Raw genomic sequence first — 20,081 nt, forward strand, 5'->3', positions numbered from 1 at the left:
TAGTATCTTCAGTAGCATTTTGAATCGTGGTAATAAGCGTGTTTGCGCCTTCTTTAAGTTCGCAATAAACGAATGAGCCGCCACCATGCCAGTTTTGAGCTTTAGAAATACCGCCTTGTTCGCCTTCAAGAACTTTCTTCAAACGTTCAACAGTTATATCTTGAATGTAATCCATTTGTTCAACACCAATGTATCGGCGTCCCATTTTATGCGCAACGGCAGCAGTCGTGCCGGAACCTACGAAAGAATCAAATACCAAATCGCCTTCGTTTGTGGCTAGCGTTAGTATTCTCTCAATAAGACGCTCCTGTTTAGGTGTATCAAAAATACTGTCAAAGTGAAGCGCTTTAATTTCGCGTTTGCCTTCTTGCGAATCGCCCACTTCGTCTCGTGTCCATAGTGTCATGGCAACTACGCCGTCTTTTACTTCTGATAGAAAACGTTTTATACGAGGTGTGTTATTGCCATCTTCACCAAACCAGATGCGATTATCTGCAACAAATTCTGCAAAGCGTGCTTTGCTTAATCGCCAACTATAGCCTTCAGGAGGCATCACTTTACGACCACTTGGCGTAGTTATTTCATAAATATTGCTTTCTACGGCAGGCCCTACTGATATATCTGAAGATGTCCATGGACCTCGCGGATCGTTATCGGGATTTTTATAGCGCGCGTTCGCTTCGGCACTTCTGGGAAGCTTATTAAGCGTAAAGCTAGGATCCAGATTTTTGGCATACACCAAAATAATATCGTGCGAACGCGAAAGCGTCTTTTTTAAGTTGATAGGAGCATATGCACGTTGCCAAACGATTTCATCTATGAAGTTATCACGATTAAATACGTCATCTGTTAAAACCTTAAGATAATGGCTTTCATGATCGTCGCAAGATATCCAAATCGTCCCATCTTCACGGAGTAATTTTCTTGCCAATTCCAGTCTATTTTTCATAAATGTGAGCCATGTGGAATGGTTGAATGAGTCGTTGTAGTTAAAACTATCATTCTGAGTGTTATAAGGTGGATCAATATATATGCACTTTACTTTGCCTTCGTAGCGTTTCAGTAAGCTTGCTAGGGCAATAAGATTGTTGCCTTTTATAATTAAATTATCGTTATCGTTAAAAGTTATTCCTGTTTCTTCTTCAACGTTAATCGTATTAGGATCTAAATTTCCAAGAAGATCTTTTTCACCAACGGCGGTATAACGTTTAGCATTCGTAAAGACTTTAGGTGCAAGCATGCGCGAGATTTCATCACTTGCTATCGTTTCATTGTAGAAAATCTCGCTTCGTTTTTGATCGTCTTTATCTTGGCCGCCTTCCAGCACACAATCCTTGTAAGGGAATTCGAGCACAACATCGTTTGTTTGCGAGATGAAACTGCCGTTATGGGTAAGCCCAATTTTGTTTGTGTAAGCCGTGTAAGAGTCGGGCAGAAATTCCTTTGATTCCATAAACCAGGCGAATTTTTGCTTATCAAAAACAAGCGTACCTTGAACGGCTTTGAAGAAGGTTTCTTTTATGTCTTCGTTTGAGAGGAGAAGGGCGAGTAAATCTTCACTCATTGACATAACATCGCTGTACACGACAGCTTTAAGGAGCTTTCCATCTTCGGTTTTGTATTTATCGTTTGTAAGCAAAAGCTCTGCTACCGTGTCAAAAATGTTCTTCATTACCTCACCTCTTTATAGAAAGATGTTGTAAATGCTTTATCAGTATCACTTATTTGATATGTTTCATCATCCATATCAGAAGCATTAACGTATAGCTTGTTTTTATCTACAAGCTTGGATAGCACTTGCTTCTTTTCTTCTAATGTTAGGTTCTCAAAGTCTTTATCAGCATCAGCGAGTTCCTGCTTAGTAAGATAAGGCACAATACGCTCATCTGTGTAAATGGAAGCTTTTACACTTTCAATAGTATCTTCAGTAGCATTTTGAATCGTGGTAATAAGCGTGTTTGCGCCTTCTTTAAGTTCGCAATAAACGAATGAGCCGCCACCATGCCAGTTTTGAGCTTTAGAAATACCGCCTTGTTCGCCTTCAAGAACTTTCTTCAAACGTTCAACAGTTATATCTTGAATGTAATCCATTTGTTCAACACCAATGTATCGGCGTCCCATTTTATGCGCAACGGCAGCAGTCGTGCCGGAACCGAGATGGAAGTCAAGGACGAGGTCGGTGGGGTTACTGCTTATTTCTAAAATAGATCTTATTAACTCTTCAGGTTTCGCGTAATCAAATTCATCTCTAGAGAAAAGATTTGTAATTTCATTATTTCCATCTTTATTTTTTGACTTAGTTAGCAGGGTAGCTATAAATTCTTTAATCAAAAAATCACTGTTTACGGATGTTGGCTTTTCATTACAATCATCATCTTCTTTAAAAACTCTTCGGAATGGACGATTACCGGACATAAACTCATAGTCGTCTGGGAAACCAATTCCGCCAGAAGCATACCACTCATCAAACGTATCTTTCGTGACTGCCCATGAACGCTTAGGATTAACAGGATATTCCTTACCGGTTTTTGGATTTATCATCGTAAAATCAGAATTTGGACGTTCTTGAACTGTTCTCTGGCTTGTTAAATCTGCTGTTCGCCAAGGTTTACCGGGGAAATCATCTGTTTCATAATATTTGCGTTCAACTTGTCTACCAACAACCGCATCTGATTCGTTGGCTTTCGTATAAACTAATATCCAATCAAAATCTTGCGATAAATTAAAAGGCACATCTGATTTTCCATCTCTAGTTTTTCTAGGAATAGTTCCTACAAAATGTTCTTTGCCAAATACATCATCTGCCAAAACTTTAAGATAATGCATACCATCTTCACCCATATGAATCCAGATGCTTCCATGCGATGAAAGTAGCTTATTGGCAAGTTCCAGTCTATTTTTCATAAATGTCAGCCAAGTAGACATCTTAAAATTAGAATTATATTTAAAACTATCTTCACCTATAGTTTTGTTGAAGTAATAAGGTGGATCGATATATATGCACTTTACTTTACCTTCGTAGCGTTTAAGCAGGCTTGCTAAGGCAATAAGGTTGTTCCCTTTGATGATTAAATTATCATCGCTTTTAAACGTTATGCCTGTTTCTTCTTCAACGTTAATCGTATTAGGATCTAAATTTCCAAGAAGATCTTTTTCACCAACGGCGGTATAACGTTTAGCATTCGTAAAGACTTTAGGTGCAAGCATGCGCGAGATTTCATCACTTGCTATCGTTTCATTGTAGAAAATCTCGCTTCGTTTTTGATCGTCTTTATCTTGGCCGCCTTCCAGCACACAATCCTTGTAAGGGAATTCGAGCACAACATCGTTTGTTTGCGAGATGAAACTGCCGTTATGGGTAAGCCCAATTTTGTTTGTGTAAGCCGTGTAAGAGTCGGGCAGAAATTCCTTTGATTCCATAAACCAGGCGAATTTTTGCTTATCAAAAACAAGCGTACCTTGAACGGCTTTGAAGAAGGTTTCTTTTATGTCTTCGTTTGAGAGGAGAAGGGCGAGTAAATCCTCACTCATTGCCATAACATCACTGTACACGACAGCTTTAAGGAGCTTACCATCTTCGGCTTTGTATTTATCGTTTGTAAGCAAAAGCTCTGCTACCGTGTCAAAAATGTTCTTCATTACTTCACCTCTTTGCTTTCAATACCTGTGTCAAACAAAAACACAACGTTACAATTAAGTGCGCATGGTTGTTTTTATAAACACCTCGATGCACCCCGTATTAACCTTATTTAGCATGGCAATTTGGTGCCACTAAAGTTAGCTTCCGTGTTAAGCTGTATCTCCTTAATAATTATAAGATCTTTCAGCGTTTGGAATATTGGCATCTTATGAAAACAGAATCCATCTGTATAAAAACGCTAGATAAGTAATATAAAAATAAACAGCTAACTAAAAAGACATAAAGAAACTGATAATGCGTGAAAGGTTCGTGTCGCGCAACTTCCAATCTGCGCGCATGCTTATCCACACCTCAAGATTTTTTCGTCATTAAACCACCATATCAACCGCGTCTGACTTGCAGAAAATACACTATGTGCTAAAGTAGATAAGCACTTGTGAATTAAAGGCGCGATATGCGCTCCTGCAATGGAGGTCAATTATGTCTAAAGTCTGCGATATTTGCGGTAAGCACGCAGTTGCTGGTCGCTCAATTAGCCACTCACACCGCACTGTTAACCGTAAATTTAAACCCAATATTCAACGCGTTACCGTTTTTGAAGACGGTAAAACTCCTAAGAAAAACGTTTGCACTCGTTGCCTTAAGAGCGGTAAAGTTGCTCGCTCTGCCGAGCAAGCATAACAACTACCTGCAGGAAGTTAAACGCGCTGCGCCTTGTGCGCACTACATAAACACAAAAGGAGCTTTGCGCTCCTTTTTTTGTAGAGTTATAGAGTTGTGAAATTGTGGACTCTTTTTTTGTCTGCCTTGTTAGGTGCTTGTAAGACTGCACACGCGTTTTTGTACGTTCTTTTTTACACGCTCATTTTTACAAGCATTACCCTACTAACCATGCATGATAAAAACGGCAGCTTTCCCCGAATGACACACAATTGTTGCACCAGAATCTTCTACCACATTAGAAATACCCTCGTCGCTAAATTGCGCCAAATCGTAATGAGATAAATTCCACTTAAATCCTGTTTCTGAAATGCACGTCCACGGAGTAAGCGCAATTACCGACACCGTTTTTTTGATATCCGTCTGCGCAAAATGTATATGCGAACGTCCACGCAACGATATAATCTGCAGTGTATAGCTGTCTTCAACAATTGTTGGACAATACGAAGCTGCACGTGCTAATACGCCAACAACGCCCAGTGCATGATCGGCTCGTCCACCAGAAGCGCAGGTAAGCGTAACGTGGAGAAGCTTGCGACGCCTGCGCGCCTCGTGCACCGCACAATCGAGCGCAAGTTGTAAATCGGTTGCATACTTTTCGCGCGGAAACGTGATCTTTTTTTCGACACAAGACGTTACCCACTTATACGCATCCCCATTAACCGAATCTGCATCACCACAAAATACCTGTGGAACAATGCCTGCTTCATACAGAACATTTGCTCCCCCGTCTGCTGCGATGAGATAATCGTTAACGCGCGCAAGTTTTTGCACCAGCTTAAGAGAAGAAGGAGCAGGAGAACCTGCAACAATCAACACGCTCAACACATCATCAGCGCTTGCATCGCTTAAATCCCCCTGTTGATGTACGTCACATGAATCTGGCAAAGGCTCAAAGTCATCAAGCAGCTCATACGATAGCTCTGCATACGAATGAATAAACACATCACTAAACTTTTTGCAGGTCTCAATGTCGCGCTGCATATGGGCATCAAAAATACAAACGGTATTAAGCTTTGCTGCTTTAGCTTCGCGAACACCAAACGGCGTATCCTCAAATACCCACGTGGATGAAGCGTCCGTTCCAAGATACGTATGCGCAGCTTCCCAAATATCGGGATACTCTTTGCTTCTAATAGAGCCACCCGTTGAAAACGTACGCTCAAAGAAATCAAAAATGCCTGCACGCTTAAGCGCAAACTCTAAATGCTCCTTTGGCGTAGAAGAAGCTACTACCATACGAACTCCGTGCGCACGAAGGCTTTGCAAAAACTCACAAACACCAGGTAAGGGTACCGACGAACGTTCATACCCATTGCGAATTATTTCGTTAAAACGCTGCATAACCGCATCGCCAGACGCGTCTACATGGCAGTGCGTGTGAATATAGTCACACGTTTGCACAATCGTGAGCGGCTCAATTGCATCGAAAAGCGACTTGGTAAGTTCAAGACCGTACGAATTTAGAAGCTGAGCTGTTGTGTTGCGCCACATATCCATCGTATCAAGCAAGGTACCATCACAGTCAAAAATTGCAGCTTGAATTGCCATACCACTTCTCCTTTTACGATTAAGAAATTCTTGTAAGACACGCAACAAAATGAGAGTCGCATGAATGTGCCAGAGGTGCAAATAAATACATGCCGCAACGCGAATACATACACGCGGTTGCAGATTCTACCTGCGAAGGCGTGCACGCGGCGGCAGATACTTTGTGATTAGTATCTACAACGCTCGCACTAAAAGAATCATACGCTTGCGTAACAGCTTCGCGCATAGACGCATGAAGCTCTTGAGTCCACGCGCGCGGAAAGTTCGTACATGCAAAGCCTTTTCCAGCGTCTGAAGCCAAAAAAGCGGATACAACGTCTTCATTTTCGCACGAAAATATCGAGCACGTTGCATATATCAAAAAGCCGCCCACGTTAACTAAACAACTAGCCGCACGCAAAAGCTCACTTTGAGTATGTACAAGACTGTGAGGACGAGCTACATCAAGCGCCGCTTCACTCATAGTTGTTGGTGCTTCTACATGCCTTCTCATGGTTCCCGAACCACTACACGGAGCATCAATAAACACCGTATCAAAGCGTTCGTGCGCATCAAAATAGGTATCAAGTGTTGTTGCGTCATGCGCTACAAAACGTATAGGATCAGTAATGTTAGCGCGGCTGAGACGTTTCCGCGCACAAGCGAGCTTTTGAGACGACTTGTCGCATAGAACACGTTCAGAAATAGCAGGACAGGAAAGCCTTTTATTCATATAAGAAATAAGAAGCGACTTAGTACCCTTTCCACATCCTATTTCAAGAAGCTTCTTGGGGCGTGTATGTACAACACAAGCGGCAATACATTGCGCGGCAAAATCGGAAATCGTTAAACGTTGACCCTCAATATCGTTATAGAGCAAAGCAGGCGATATACCTTGTAATGTATAACTACCCCATGCGCTCTGAACTGGGACAAGTGTATCAGGTATCTGAGGCGGATTATAAGGATTTTTGCATACATAAAACGGAACATGTGCTTGCGCAGCCAGCGCCATATGTGCACATATAAACAGCCCACGATCGTGGTATACGCGTTTTACAATCCATGTAGGCAATCCCGAAACTAAACACGCCTCGCAAAGAAAATCAGATTCACACATAAAACCAAAGGATTGCAACAGATGATGTTGAGATTCAACCGAGATTGGCGCAGCGTTTATTATGCGCAAAATATCATCGTATGAGTGGCAATCTTGTATAATCCTCACAAGATGTTGACGCGCGCGGGCAAAGTTTGCCTGGTCATACGCAGCTATTCTGTGCAAAACGGCATTTACAAAAGAAGCTCCACGCTTATCCACCAAGCGTACAAGCTCTACATATTGGCTTACAACTGCATAAGCTGCCGTTTGCCTATACACCAACTCATAGGTAGCCATACGCAAACATATAAGCACTTTATACGGCTGATGGGCAAAACGCTTTACATATTGCGCAAGTATCTTATCCACCATACTCTGCGAGCTTATAACACCACATACAACATGCTGGACAAAACTTTTTTCGTCTTGTAAAAGCGCGCAAAACGCATCAAAATGCTTTAGAAAGTCCTGAGCATATGTGGTGTTTTTCCGCAGTGCACACAAAGCCTTAAATGCCACCGTGCGCGAAGAAGCAACCTTAACGCTTGTCATGAAACATGGCTCCATGTAGAAACGTTATGCAAGCCCAAAGACCAGTCGTGTGCCGACATAGCAGATTTTCCATCGGGTTTTACACGCAAAAGTTCTAAGGTGCCCGAAGCACAACCCAAAAATACGCGATGATTGCGAATAAGAACCGCACCTGCTGGTATGAGTTCTGCGTGCACAGCATGTTCAGACACAGCATTTTCGGAAGCGTTGCTCTTAGACAAGGCGCTTTCAGACGCCGCATTTGCGGATGCAACTTCATCACCCACAAAGCACCCAACAAGCGCACGAACACCCTTTTGACCCATCATAAAACGTGCAGGCGCAGCGTCGCCAGACGCTTGTATACGAACCACATTACTTTCTGCAGATAAACTGGGGTCTAGCAATAACTCATGTTTATCAATTTTTTGAGCATATGTTATGTCGGTTTCAGATTGCTTATGCCATACAAGCTTATGCTCCTCTATATCACTAAGAGCACACAAAAGCTCACGCGCACCCAAAACACTAAGCTTATCGGTAAGCTCGTCTAGGGATTGAGCGCCAATCTTAAGCGATGCTTGCCTGCAAAAATCTCCTGCATCAAGTTCGTGAACTACATTCATAATGGACACACCTGTAACTTCATCGCGCGAAAGAATAGCCCGTTGAATAGGAGCAGCTCCACGCCAACGCGGAAGAAGTGACGCGTGAATATTAAGTGTTGTATATCGAGGCAAAGCTAAAACACTATCGGGAATAATGCAACCATAGGCAGCAACAACAATAACATCAGGCTCACATGCTTTAACTGCCGAAATGAGCCCCTCATCAAAACGAGTTGCCTCACGCACGGGAAGCGAAAGCGCGTTCGCACACTGTTTAACTGGTGACGGTATGAGCTTTTTTCCTCGACCACGTACCGCGTCGGGGCGTGTAATAACAAGCGAAATCTTGTGATGCTTATGCAATTCTTGAAGCGGTTTAACCGAAAAATCGGGTGTACCCATATAAACTATATTCATAAAGCTCTCAAACCTTACATTTCAACTTAATCTTAAAACTCAAACCTTAAATTTCAACTTCACCAGGACGCGCGCCTGCCTCTAAAGCATGCTTGTATTCTTCGAGTTTTTCCATTTTTTTGTGAAGCGGCAAATGATCGGGAATCGTAACGCCTTGCAGGTGGTCACACTCATGTTGTAGACATGCAGCCAACAAATTACCACGAGCTTCATAGCGAATAAGATCGCCGTCCAAATTTAATGCTTCACAAATAACGTGCGATGGTCGCTTTACGGGCACCAAAATACCTGGATACGAAAGACAGCCCTCAGACATGCTCCGATCTGCTTCATCGGCAACAACAATTTTTGGATTAACAAGCACATATGGTTTTTTGCGAGAACCTTCGCCCCATTCGCAATCAATAACCACCAAGCGTATGTTTTTTCCAATTTGAGGCGCGGCAAGTCCACATCCATCAGTTGCATACATCACTTCAAACATATGATGAGCTAGATCTTTAATTTCCTGCGTTATTTCTTTAACGGGCTCACACACTGTTTGCAAAATAACAGACGGCGCGCAAACCATTTCTTTATACGCAACACTTTTTTTCATAACACTCCTCATCCTATACGTTTAAAAAGTAACCTTGTACATGCCATATTATTCATGACATATTATTCTACCGTTACATAATATCGTAAGCGTCCACATCAATAGAGATGCGAAGTCCAGGGGGCGTTTTTACACGGCTTATACACGATGAAATGGTTGTGCCAAGTGGCGCACCAAGTGGCGCTTTAACTACAATATGACGGCGATACCTGTCGTTAACCTTGTATTTCATGCAATTAGACGGACCAAGCATACGCCACATACCTTCTTGATGTGCAAGCGTTGTTTGTAACTCAGTTGCTAAACGCGCCGAAAAATCAACAACATCTTTTGCATTCAAACTCCACATAAGCACATTAGCAATGCGAGAAAACGGAGGATAATATGCCGATTGACGCTCCTGCAATTCTTGTGTTACAAAACGCGTGCGATCATGAGTTTGCACGGCTTCCATTACCGGATGCCTAGCCCAATATGTTTGAATAACAACCTTACCGCCACACGCACCTCTCCCCGACCTTCCAGCAACTTGCTCTAATAAGAAGTAACTTTTTTCTGCCGCTCTAAAATCGGGCATTTTAAGGGTAGTATCTGCATTGAGTACACCAACAAGCACCACATCGGGAAAATCAAGACCTTTGGCAATCATTTGTGTACCAACTAATATGGCACAAGAAGCACTATCAAAGGTTTCTAAAAGCTTTTCATGTGTGCCTTTAGCACGCGTTGTGTCCGCATCCATGCGAACAACCACGGTTTTATCGCCAAACATACGAATAAGCTCGTCTTCTACACGCTGCGTACCTGCTCCAAATCCTGCCATGTACTTACTTCCACAATGAGGACAAGCGGTAAGCGGATTTGGATATACAAAAACTGACCAGTGACGATCACATTCGTGACATTTGAGCTCATGCGTTTTTTCGTGATAGGTAAGCGTAATTGAACAATGCGGACACTCAGGCACCGCACCGCACTCGCGGCACATCAAAAAATTAGCAAATCCGCGTCTGTTAATAAGAATCATAGCTTTTTTACCAGCATCAACCACATGCCACAACTCTTCTGTGAGTGCACGAGAAAACATGGATTTGTTGCCAAGCGCAAACTCTTTGGTCATATCCACAATCTGAATACGGGGTAAGTGTGCGCCAGCAGGACGCTCGTCCATAACAACATGCGTCCACGTACGAGCTTGGTGGGTGCGCTTTGAACAGTGCATTAAACTATCAAGCGAAGGAGTTGCAGATCCAAGCACCAATGCGCTATGCGACAGCTGCGCCAGTTTTTCGGCAACGGCGCGTGCATGATAGCGTGGAGCAAGTTCTTGCTTGTAACTACTATCGTGTTCCTCGTCGATCACAATAAGACCAATGTCAGCAAGCGGTGCAAAAAGAGCAGAACGAGCACCAACTAAAACACGAGCGCGACCTGTACGAACCATATCCCACTGATCATAGCGCTCGCCTACCGAAAGCTTTGAATGAAGCACTGCAACGCGATTACCAAAGCGGCTACGAAACCTGCCAACTGTTTGTGCTGTAAGGGCAATTTCGGGCACAAGCACCAGCGCAGTTTTCCCTTGTGCTATCACATCTTCGATTGCTTCTAAATAGACTTCGGTTTTGCCTGATCCTGTAATGCCGTCTACAAGAATTACATCTCCTGCTTGAGCCTCACAAGCACGCCTAATAGCAGATAGCGCATTAATTTGACCGCGGGTCAGCTGAGACGGCTTTAAAGCTTTTGCACTTGAAAGCACAGATGGTGCAAGCTGGCGTTCTATGCGTTGTTTATAGATTTCTACCACATGCTTTTTTTCGAGCGCACGGGCAACCGAAAGTGTTCCTGGAAGCAAAACTTTTAACTCTGCCACACGAACAGGACCTGCCGAAAGCGCTGTTAATAGCCTACGCTGTGCACATGCACGAGCAGCTGGTTTATAATCTTTACCCGCTTTCGTCAGCTTGATCCAACGTTCATCAACACAACCTCGTTTCTCGCACACAAGCTGCCACGGGTCGTCTTTTGAATCACGCTTAATTTTTACCAGTTGTCCCGGTGGCAAAAAAGGACGAAACGCTTCAGACAAAGGACATGCATACTCACGCGAAATCCATGTAGCCAGCTGTGCATGAAGGCGATCAAAAGCAGGCGGCGCCAGCACACGCAAAACAGGTTTTAGCTCTCTTGAGGTTTCTTGTATCGTTTGCACTTTAACGTCAATTACATAGCCAATAGCTGCTCGATGTGCAAAATCAACCAAAATCGTTGTTCCAACGGTACACGTTTTACTAAGCTCGGGAGTGATTATGTAATCAAACGATTTGGTAAGCGCACGGGAAGGAATATCGAGTACAACCGATGCAATAGTTATTTCTTGAGTTGTATCTGGCATAATCCTCCCTTCTTATTGTTGCAACTGCGCAAAGAGCACGTACACAGCCGCGATGTACGTTCAATACAAAACCCTCTACTAGTATAAAATACGTACATATGTTTGCATAGTACAAATTTATAATCTTCTTAAAAGTTAAGCACATACATCCAAATTACTTGAAGCTGCTCATAATGTGTATGGATAGCTCTACCTTGTAAGCATGTACGTATTGCGTATAGATTGGCGTGCCAATACCTTACAAAAGCTGAGTATAAGCTTAAAGCATGGATGTTTCATGTGCACGCCCCCTTGCACAACTTTTTAAGAAACGAATCACATAAATCGGGTACACAATAAGTAAACAGATGTTAGCTATAACATCAAAATACCTCAGAAAGGAAATTTATTATGGCACAAGATCCTAAGAGCGCATTGCTTGAGAAAATGAATGTTTACCTTGCAAACCAACAAGTTAATTACTTTAAAACGCTTAGCATGCATTGGTATATTAAAGGCAAGAGCTTCTTTGTTCTTCATAAAAAACTTGAGGACATGTATCTTCAGTCAGAAGAAATTGTTGATGGTGTTGCCGAGCGCATTATTGCTTTGGGTGGAAACCCCAACGCTAATATGGAAGGCGCTTTAAAGCTTGCTACCATTAAAGAGCGCGAAAATGCTCCTATTAAAGACGACGATGTTATTCGTGAACTTATTGAAAGCATTACTTGGTGGATTGGTCAAGCACAAGAGATTGTAGAGTTGGCAGAGCAAGCTGGCGACGGTGCAACTCAAGATCAGTTTAATGAGTATATTGCCGATTACCAAAAGCAACTGTGGATGATTTCTTCTTGCGTTGCTTAAAACGGACGCTCTAACGAGCACAAACTATAAACATACATTACATGAAAACGGAGTGTCTTTTAGATACTCCGTTTTTCTTACGTGCGGCTAATCTTTATGATTGCCAAGCTCTTTGTCGGCAGTATCTGCAAGCACACGTAAGAGTTTAATAACCTGTTTAGTTTGCTCTTCTCCCAACGTAGCTATAAGATTTTCAACAATATGCATAACTTGCGCGTGTTGGCGATTATACACATCCATCTCTGCTTCATTAAGCCTAATAAAAATACAGCGCTTATCGCTGGTGCAACGTTTGCGAATGATAAGTTTTTTGTGCTCCATAGCTGCAAGCGTATGATTCATCTGAGATTTTTGCATATTCATAATCTTGCAAAGCTCGGTAGCAGTGATATCTTCATCAACGTGCTGCAGCAGAATACGACATACAACAGCCTCGTTATAAGGAAGAACCGAAACTAATCGGTCATTATTGATAATTGTAGTGAGTGAAATCCACGCATCAAGAAGTGATTCGCGCTCATCTTGATCTGCCATTACAAACTCCCATTCAAACACATACCTTACTACGTGCACCAAACACATGCACGTCATGCTCTAAACGTGCGTCAAGCATGCATCAAACGTGCCACACGCGCGCTAAATATGCTCTAAACGTGCTGCAAATGTGCCTTTATCTCGTCCACTTTATTTGTTTGCTCCCAGGTAAAATCGGGATCATTGCGCCCAAAATGCCCATATCGTGCCGTTTTTTCAAAAATCGGACGACGAAGATCAAGCGCGCTAATAATAGCAGCAGGCGTTAAATCAAATACGCGCGGCACCATATCGCTTAACACGGTGTCGGGAACCTGACCAGTTCCAAAGGTATCAACCATAATCGAAAGCGGATGCGATACGCCAATAGCGTAGGCAAGCTGGACCTCGCAACGCTTAGCAGCATGAGCAGCAACAATATTTTTAGCGACCCAACGTGCGGCATAAGCGGCAGACCTATCAACTTTGGTGCAATCTTTACCCGAAAATGCGCCGCCGCCATGGCGACCCATGCCACCATAGGTGTCAACCACGATTTTTCTTCCCGTTAAACCTGTATCGCCCATGGGACCTCCAACTACAAAACGCCCTGTTGGATTCACGTAAATATCAGCATTCTTATAGCTGATGTTCAACGGCTCAATTACAGGCTCAATAACATGCTTAATGATGTCGGCTTTAATCATATCCATAGAAGTAATTTCGGGCGCATGCTGCGTTGACACCACAATGGCACTCACACAAACGGGAACGTCATGTTCATAGCGAATACTTACCTGCGTTTTTCCATCGGGACGTAAATAATCAAGGATGTGCTCTTTTCGAACTTGAGCCAAGCGGCGTGCCAGCGATTGAGCTATAAAGGCAGGCATAGGCATATATGTTTGAGTTTCATCTGAGGCATAACCAAACATCATACCCTGATCTCCAGCGCCTAATTGAGTAAATTCATCTGAGTTACCATGTTGGGATTCAAACGAGACATCAACACCTTGAGCAATATCGGGGCTTTGTTCATGAATAAGATTGATAACGCCGCAGGTATCACAGTCAAAACCGTATTTTGCACGATCGTACCCTATTTTACGGACGGTTTCGCGCGCAATAGCTGGGATATCAACATAGGCCTGCGTGCGAATTTCTCCTGCAACAATAATGGTGCCTGTCGTAACAAACGTTTCACACGCGCAGCGAACATCTGCAAGGCGCGCAGGAATGCCGCTTGGTGAAATATATCCAACTTTTTCGAGATTAGCTTCTTTTGCAAGAATAGCATCAAGTACCGCATCGGAGATTTGGTCACACATTTTATCGGGATGACCCTCGGTAACCGCCTCTGATGTAAATAGGAAATTTCTTCCAACCATATAAGCACCTGATCTTTCTGTTGTAGCGTAAACGGTAAACGTAGAGCAGCCTGATATTGTCACACAACCCAAGCCGCGAACATGCCAGATAAACCACGTATTCTTTATGAGATAACACCCAATGAAACACCCAAGATAACAAGGGTAGATATGCCTGTACTAAATCTTAGCAATACCATATGACATAAGGCTTACCAAAAATAGCGTATAAGGTTTACCGTTTTTGTATACCTTATAGTACACGTTTATGCATGTAACATGTATCAAGGAGTGCGCGATGGCAAAAATGACACATTTTATACGATATAATTCGTTAAAATAAGCTTAAAGCATAAACCGTGTTATTTCGGCAAAATTAGCGAGAATTTACGTGCGCTCATGCGTGCACAGACCTCCTTCGCGCTATGATACATATAACTACTTGATAAACATACATCGAGAGGTATCCAGGTATGAATTCACAAACTGCAAATACAGAAGTTCGTGTTCGTTTTGCACCATCTCCTACCGGTAAACTCCATGTGGGAGGTGCGCGTACTGCTATATATAACTGGGCTTTTGCGCGTGCGCACAAAGGAACATTTATTTTGCGCATTGATGATACAGATCCTACGCGCTCAACCGAAGAAAATACGCAGATTATTCTACGTGCTATGCGCTGGCTTGGTCTTGATTGGGATGAAGGTCCCGATGTAGGAGGAGCCTTTGGCCCGTATAAACAAACGGAACGTTTGGACATGTACCGCCAAGCTGCACAAAAGCTGGTAGAAGAAGGCAAGGCGTATTACTGTTTTTGTAGTCAAGAAACCTTAGATGCTGCGCGCAAAACAGCCCAAGAGCAGCATGCACGTTTTCAGGGTTACAATCGTGCTTGTAGAGGAATTAGCCTTGATGTTGCAAAAGAGCGCATTGCTCATGGTGAGCCCTATACCATTCGCGTAAAAGTGCCTCTTAACCGTGGCGATGTTGTTGTTCATGATCTCATTCATGGCGACGTAACCTTTAATGCGCGCGAGCTGGACGATTTTATTATCTTTCGCTCAGACGGAACTCCTACGTATAATTTTGCAACCGTTTGCGACGATGCAGCTATGAAGATTACGCATATCATTCGCGGCGATGACCACTTATCAAATACGCCGCGTCAAGTTATTGTATACGAAGCATTGGGCGCGCAAGTTCCTGTTTTTGCTCATCTTTCTATGATCTTGGGCGTAGACGGTAAAAAGCTTTCAAAGCGCCACGGTGCAACTTCGGTAGAAGAGTATCGCGATAGCGGCTATGACAGTGAGGCGTTTGTAAATTACCTGGCATTGCTTGGATGGGCGCTTGACGGTGAAACAACCATTGTGCCTAAAGATGTGCTTATGCAAAAATTCTCGCTTGAACATATTTCAAAAAATCCTGCAACCTTTGATCCTAAAAAACTTGACTGGATTAACGCTCAATATATCCAGCGTCTAAGCGATAACGATTTTGCACACCACGTTCTTATTCCCGAGCTGATAAAAGCAGGACTTGAAATGCCTAAGGCAACTAATGCGTGTACGGACAGCGGCACGGGCGACGTGGCGGAAGGCGCAGGCGAGGCCATGGACATACATGAGAGCGATGTGAGCGCATGTTTTGACAAGCGACCTTCGTGGTATTTGTTGCTCGCATCAATTCTTAAACCTCGTACAACGCTTGCACACGATGTTGTCGAGAAAGCTCGTTTTCTATATCAAGGCAAAAACCTCTGTATAGATGAGCCTTCACTTACCAAAAATATTTATAACAACGAAAGCGCAGGCGCGTCACTTAAGGCTGCTTATGCGGCACTTGAAGAGGTAAACGACTGGACAAGTGAGAACATAGACGCTGCAATGGCTGAGCTTCCCGAAAAACTTGGCGCCACCAAGCGTAAGTTTTTTGCTGCCATACGCGTTGCTGAATGTGGCAATCAGGTTTCCCCTCCTTTGGGCGAATCTATGGAGTTGCTTGGTCGTGAACTTGCGCTCTTTCGTTTGAAAAACGCGCTGGAATTGCTAGAAGCACATAAGAGCTAATGTAGATAAGTGAGTTTATTATTATGATGACAACATCAGCATTTGAGGTGCTCGGTCCTATCATGGTAGGTCCTTCGTCCTCGCATACAGCCGGTGCTTTACGCATTGCTTTAGTAGCTCGATCGTTAGGGCCCGCTCCTTTAGCACGCGTTGAATTTATTCTGTACAATTCATTTGCTCACACCTACAAAGGTCACGGAAGCGATAAAGCTCTGGTAGGCGGCATTTTGGGGTTTGCGCCCGACGACATTCGTGTGCGCGACTCCTTTACTGCAGCAAAAAAAGAAGGCCTACGGTTTGACTTTATTCCTTCCGATGAAGGCGCTGGTAAACACCCCAATACCGTAACGATAAAAATGTATGGTCTGGACAATCAAACTATGTCGGTAACCGGGGAATCTTTGGGCGGCGGACGAATTCGCATAAGTTCCATTGATGGCATTAGTGTTGAAATTACTGGTGATTATCCAACGTTGTTTGTGGCTCATCAAGACGTTGCAGGTGTACTTGCGGCTCTTACTGGAATTCTTTCTACCTATGAGATCAATATTGCCACCATGCGCACGTTTAGGGCAAAACGTGGCGGTAAAGCCTACACCGTTTTTGAAGTCGATAATCCGCTTCAAGGCGATCTCCTTACTCGTTTAAGAAACGTAGAGCACGTACATCTTGTTAATACCGTAAACATCCCTGGTTCGGTGGCTGTCTCGCACGAAGGAAAGCTGCAACTTGGTTTTGAAACAGGCGCTCAACTGTTAGAACTCTGTGAACGCCATAACATGACCATAGGCGAAGTCATGAGAAACCGCGAGCTTACGCTTTGTGAACGCCTTCAAAATGTTGATGAAAAAATGCTCCACGTGCTGGAAGTTATGCGCGAGGAAACAACCGATCCGCTGCGTAATCCACGCCCCTCACTTGGCGGATTACTGGGCGGTCAAGCGCAAACGGTATGGAAGCATAAGAGCCGCTATGCACCTGCGCTTATGGGTGATACGCTTACTACATGCGTGGCGTATGCAATGGCAGTGCTTGAACGCTCGGCAACCATGGGCGTAATTGTTGCCGCCCCCACTGCTGGATCGGCAGGAGTAGTTCCAGGCGCAGTTCTAGGCGTTGGCAAAGCCATTGGTGCCAACGACGCACAATTAAGCCGCGCGCTGTGGAATGCGTGTGCACTCGGAGCTATTTTGGCACATAATGCTTCAGTTGCAGGAGCCGAAGGAGGGTGCCAAGCCGAAGTAGGCTCTGCCTCGGCAATGGCGGCATCTGCTATCTGTGAGCTTTTAGGCGCACAACCTCGTGTGTGTTTAAGTGCCGCCTCAACTGCTATTGCTAATTTATTAGGATTGGTATGCGATCCCGTGCGCGGATTGGTTGAATATCCCTGTCAAGACCGCAATGCTATTGGCGTAGCAAATGCGATAAGCGCAGCTCAATTGGCTCTGTCGGGTGTTCTTGATCCCTTGCCATTTGATGAAGTTACTCAAGCGATGAAATCGGTGGGCGAAGCTTTGCCAGCAACGCTTAGAGAAACGGCTCTGGGAGGTCTGGCGGCGGCGCCATCTGCACAAGCAGCAAGCTCTTGTTGTACAACGTGCAATCTCTGCGATTAACCGGCGTTGGGATAGGTTGCGCGCGATGTGCGGCGCGCTGTTTGCGGTCGTGCTGTTTGGCGAGTGTACTGTTCGCGCTTGCGTTGCTCGCGCCCGTGCTGTTCGCGCTTCTCTCGTAAAATTTGTGAAGAGGAAAATTTTTTTAAATTTGTATTGCAAAATGAGGGTGTTTAACGTATATTTATTCCTTGCGCGTAGCAGTTAGTACAACATCTTTTGGGACGTCGTCTAACGGTAGGACAAAGGTTTCTGGTACCTTCAGTGGGAGTTCGATTCTCTCCGTCCCAGCCATTTGTCTAACTCATGTCTATGGCCCGTTCGTCTAGCGGTTTAGGACGCCGCCCTCTCAAGGCGGAGATCACCAGTTCGAATCTGGTACGGGCTACCAATGATTATTAAGCCGCCTTATGGGCGGTTTTTTTCTAGCCTTTTTTCAATAACCCTCCTATAGCCGCCTTCTCTTTTTGCCGATTTTGTCCAATAGCCCTTCATAGCCCCTCTTTTTGCCAAGTTTTGTGCGCATGTAGCATATTATTCACTACATACGCAGCTCCATCCTCTACACATACGCAACTCCATCTCCAAACTCATGTGTTACGCACAGATTCTGGCGCAATACTCTACACATGCGCAGCTCCATCCTCTACAACAAAAGACTCTGTCACGACGTTGTTAAAAAATGCGGAGTACCTTTTGAGTACTCCGCACAGATTGATGATTATGTTAAATCAAGCGTTTACATTACTTATCGCTTGAGCAATGAGCTTAAACAAACTAGCTTAAACACCTATTACTGAGCAGTGTTGTCGCTATCCTGTTCAGTCGTATTGTCACCACGCTTTTTGCGACGACGAATACCAAAGAGTCCTAAGAAACCACCCAATCCAAGCATCAGAGAGGCAAACGGCGAAGCGTCGTTCACGCCTGTTTGTGGTAATGCAGGCTTACCTTGAGGCAACGGCTGGTGAGTGTTAGCGTCAGACGTCGTAGGTACAGGTGCCGAAGGTGTAGACGGCGTTGGTGGCGTTGGCGGCACCACACGCTCAACCACAAGCTTATCGGCAGGGATAACAAGCGTGCTTCCGTCATCAAACTCAAGTGACGCATCTCCGTTATCAGAAATAGTCTGTTTAGCAGGCTTTACATCGGGATTAGCGTCATTAAGATTATGCTTAACCTTATCCTTCTCCGACGGCGTAAGATGAGTTTTGTCATCGACGACAACACGCTGAGCAGGAATCTTAAAGCGATCGGCCTTAGACGGCGTAACTACAACGTTAACAGATTCAGGAATTTTATCCTTTTCTATCTGGACAACTGTGATTATCTGATTTTGCTTGAGCTGTACAGTTGACGGAACCTCAATGGAGAAGTTACCGTGAGCGTCCACAACGCCGGTCTGTGTGGTTGCACCATCAGGGAACGTAACCGTAATGGTTGCTCCTGCAACGCCTTTGCCGGTAATCTGCTTTGTTTGCGTGTGAACAGGATTCACCGTTGGCGCCGCGGACACCAGCAAAGCAGGATTTTCTTCTGCAATGGCAGGATCGGACATGGCGTAATACACAGCTGTATATGTTGCGTTCTTCTCTCCTGCCACGTCTGATAAGGTGGGAGTCCAGCCATCTTTTGTATCGCGGTGCTTTAAGCCTTCGTTTGGTTTAACCTTTGGAGCAACAGGCATCGCATTGCCAATTTTTACATCATATATAACCTGGGCGTACGTTTGGTTGTTGTGGATGAGCACACCACCCTCGCCTGCCTCGAAGGTTACGCGAACGAAGCCTTGAGGTGTAGGTGTTTGAGGGTTGTTTGTAACGTCGATGATGTTAGCGAGCACCACTGCGGTATAGCTTGCAGCTTCGTTTACTTGAGTATCTCCTTGAGGAAGCTCTGGTGTCCAGCCTTTGAAGGTGTAGCCCTCATCAGTGGTGACAGAAGGAAGCTTTGTCTTAACTTCACTGAACTTAGTACCACTCAAGACATCAAATGCCTTAGAAGAACCACCTGCAACTTGTGCATGTTCTCCCGCTTTGAAGGTTACACGTACATAGCCTTCAGGTGCTTGGTCACCTGTCGCATCAATTACATTTTGTTTCACAACCGTGGTGAACTCATATGCTTTGGTA

Annotated in this window: 14 protein-coding genes and 2 tRNA genes; 6 read left to right on the top strand and 10 right to left on the bottom strand. The window is 44.2% G+C overall.

The genetic code is table 11. The annotated features are described in order from the left end of the window. Positions 1–1,672: DNA methyltransferase (locus tag HMPREF0091_RS05170; RefSeq protein WP_006303253.1), on the bottom strand; the 1,672-nt coding region annotated here is incomplete at its 3' end. Then, complete coding sequence (locus HMPREF0091_RS05175) at positions 1,672–3,639, bottom strand: DNA methyltransferase (protein WP_006303254.1); 1,968 nt, start codon at positions 3,637–3,639, stop codon at positions 1,672–1,674. The genes HMPREF0091_RS05175 and HMPREF0091_RS05170, both read right to left, overlap by 1 nt. Before the next feature lie 481 nt (positions 3,640–4,120). On the opposite strand from HMPREF0091_RS05175, the gene rpmB reads away from it, so the two are divergent. Then, entirely contained in the window at positions 4,121–4,321 is a 201-nt protein-coding gene (rpmB, locus tag HMPREF0091_RS05180) for a 50S ribosomal protein L28 (RefSeq protein WP_006303255.1), read from the top strand. 204 nt (positions 4,322–4,525) lie between these two features. Here the strand turns inward: rpmB and HMPREF0091_RS05185 are convergent, their stop codons facing one another. The 5 genes from HMPREF0091_RS05185 to priA form a co-directional block, all read right to left on the bottom strand. Next, the gene (locus HMPREF0091_RS05185) at positions 4,526–5,911 is read right to left on the bottom strand and encodes a thiamine diphosphokinase (protein WP_006303256.1); all 1,386 of its coding nucleotides are present in this window, start codon (positions 5,909–5,911) and stop codon (positions 4,526–4,528) included. A gap of 19 nt (positions 5,912–5,930) precedes the next feature. Next, positions 5,931–7,544, bottom strand: coding sequence for a transcription antitermination factor NusB (locus HMPREF0091_RS05190; RefSeq protein ID WP_006303257.1), 1,614 nt, complete (start codon positions 7,542–7,544; stop codon positions 5,931–5,933). Continuing rightward, entirely contained in the window at positions 7,541–8,548 is a 1,008-nt protein-coding gene (gene fmt / locus HMPREF0091_RS05195) for a methionyl-tRNA formyltransferase (protein WP_006303258.1), read from the bottom strand. The genes HMPREF0091_RS05190 and fmt overlap by 4 nt, the downstream gene beginning before the upstream one ends. A gap of 46 nt (positions 8,549–8,594) precedes the next feature. Beyond that, positions 8,595–9,146: a peptide deformylase gene (gene def / locus HMPREF0091_RS05200; protein ID WP_010242276.1), complete on the bottom strand. Its 552-nt coding sequence runs from the start codon at positions 9,144–9,146 to the stop codon at positions 8,595–8,597. A 73-nt stretch (positions 9,147–9,219) separates the two neighbouring features. Continuing rightward, complete coding sequence (gene priA, locus HMPREF0091_RS05205; RefSeq protein ID WP_006303260.1) at positions 9,220–11,544, bottom strand: replication restart helicase PriA; 2,325 nt, start codon at positions 11,542–11,544, stop codon at positions 9,220–9,222. A gap of 390 nt (positions 11,545–11,934) precedes the next feature. On the opposite strand from priA, the gene HMPREF0091_RS05210 reads away from it, so the two are divergent. Continuing rightward, the gene (locus HMPREF0091_RS05210) at positions 11,935–12,387 is read left to right on the top strand and encodes a Dps family protein (protein ID WP_006303261.1); all 453 of its coding nucleotides are present in this window, start codon (positions 11,935–11,937) and stop codon (positions 12,385–12,387) included. Between the two features lie 87 nt (positions 12,388–12,474). Here HMPREF0091_RS05210 and HMPREF0091_RS05215 read toward each other — a convergent pair whose 3' ends face one another. Together HMPREF0091_RS05215 and metK are read right to left on the bottom strand one after the other, a co-directional pair. Further along, complete coding sequence (locus HMPREF0091_RS05215) at positions 12,475–12,921, bottom strand: MarR family winged helix-turn-helix transcriptional regulator (protein WP_010242281.1); 447 nt, start codon at positions 12,919–12,921, stop codon at positions 12,475–12,477. A gap of 113 nt (positions 12,922–13,034) precedes the next feature. Next, positions 13,035–14,288, bottom strand: a complete 1,254-nt coding sequence (metK, locus tag HMPREF0091_RS05220) for a methionine adenosyltransferase (RefSeq protein WP_006303265.1) — start codon at positions 14,286–14,288, stop codon at positions 13,035–13,037. Positions 14,289–14,740: 452 nt separating this feature from the next. Between metK and gltX the strand changes: the two genes are divergently transcribed. The 4 genes from gltX (at position 14,741) to HMPREF0091_RS05240 (ending at position 18,340) form a co-directional block, all read left to right on the top strand. Continuing rightward, positions 14,741–16,336: a glutamate--tRNA ligase gene (gene gltX, locus HMPREF0091_RS05225; protein WP_006303266.1), complete on the top strand. Its 1,596-nt coding sequence runs from the start codon at positions 14,741–14,743 to the stop codon at positions 16,334–16,336. Between the two features lie 23 nt (positions 16,337–16,359). Then, entirely contained in the window at positions 16,360–17,952 is a 1,593-nt protein-coding gene (gene sdaAA / locus HMPREF0091_RS05230; RefSeq protein WP_006303267.1) for an L-serine ammonia-lyase, iron-sulfur-dependent, subunit alpha, read from the top strand. Positions 17,953–18,169: 217 nt separating this feature from the next. Then, a tRNA-Gln gene (locus HMPREF0091_RS05235) sits at positions 18,170–18,243 on the top strand. A gap of 20 nt (positions 18,244–18,263) precedes the next feature. After that, a tRNA-Glu gene (locus HMPREF0091_RS05240) sits at positions 18,264–18,340 on the top strand. A gap of 402 nt (positions 18,341–18,742) precedes the next feature. On the opposite strand, the gene HMPREF0091_RS05245 is transcribed toward HMPREF0091_RS05240, so the two are convergent. Then, the coding region (locus tag HMPREF0091_RS05245; protein WP_006303268.1) for an Ig-like domain-containing protein at positions 18,743–20,081 on the bottom strand (1,339 nt) is incomplete at its 5' end.

It is taken from the genome of Fannyhessea vaginae DSM 15829 (assembly GCF_000159235.2).
In the GTDB taxonomy this organism is placed as follows: domain Bacteria; phylum Actinomycetota; class Coriobacteriia; order Coriobacteriales; family Atopobiaceae; genus Fannyhessea; species Fannyhessea vaginae.

Excerpts from the sequence above, each read along its gene's own strand:
- fmt (WP_006303258.1), bottom strand. The coding sequence starts at position 8,548 with ATGAATATAGTTTATATGGGTACACCCGATTTTTCGGTTAAACCGCTT.
- rpmB (WP_006303255.1), top strand. The coding sequence starts at position 4,121 with ATGTCTAAAGTCTGCGATATTTGCGGTAAGCACGCAGTTGCTGGTCGC.
- HMPREF0091_RS05215 (WP_010242281.1), bottom strand. The coding sequence starts at position 12,921 with ATGGCAGATCAAGATGAGCGCGAATCACTTCTTGATGCGTGGATTTCA.
- metK (WP_006303265.1), bottom strand. The coding sequence starts at position 14,288 with ATGGTTGGAAGAAATTTCCTATTTACATCAGAGGCGGTTACCGAGGGT.
- HMPREF0091_RS05210 (WP_006303261.1), top strand. The coding sequence starts at position 11,935 with ATGGCACAAGATCCTAAGAGCGCATTGCTTGAGAAAATGAATGTTTAC.
- HMPREF0091_RS05190 (WP_006303257.1), bottom strand. The coding sequence starts at position 7,544 with ATGACAAGCGTTAAGGTTGCTTCTTCGCGCACGGTGGCATTTAAGGCT.
- sdaAA (WP_006303267.1), top strand. The coding sequence starts at position 16,360 with ATGATGACAACATCAGCATTTGAGGTGCTCGGTCCTATCATGGTAGGT.
- priA (WP_006303260.1), bottom strand. The coding sequence starts at position 11,544 with ATGCCAGATACAACTCAAGAAATAACTATTGCATCGGTTGTACTCGAT.
- HMPREF0091_RS05175 (WP_006303254.1), bottom strand. The coding sequence starts at position 3,639 with ATGAAGAACATTTTTGACACGGTAGCAGAGCTTTTGCTTACAAACGAT.
- def (WP_010242276.1), bottom strand. The coding sequence starts at position 9,146 with ATGAAAAAAAGTGTTGCGTATAAAGAAATGGTTTGCGCGCCGTCTGTT.
- gltX (WP_006303266.1), top strand. The coding sequence starts at position 14,741 with ATGAATTCACAAACTGCAAATACAGAAGTTCGTGTTCGTTTTGCACCA.
- HMPREF0091_RS05185 (WP_006303256.1), bottom strand. The coding sequence starts at position 5,911 with ATGGCAATTCAAGCTGCAATTTTTGACTGTGATGGTACCTTGCTTGAT.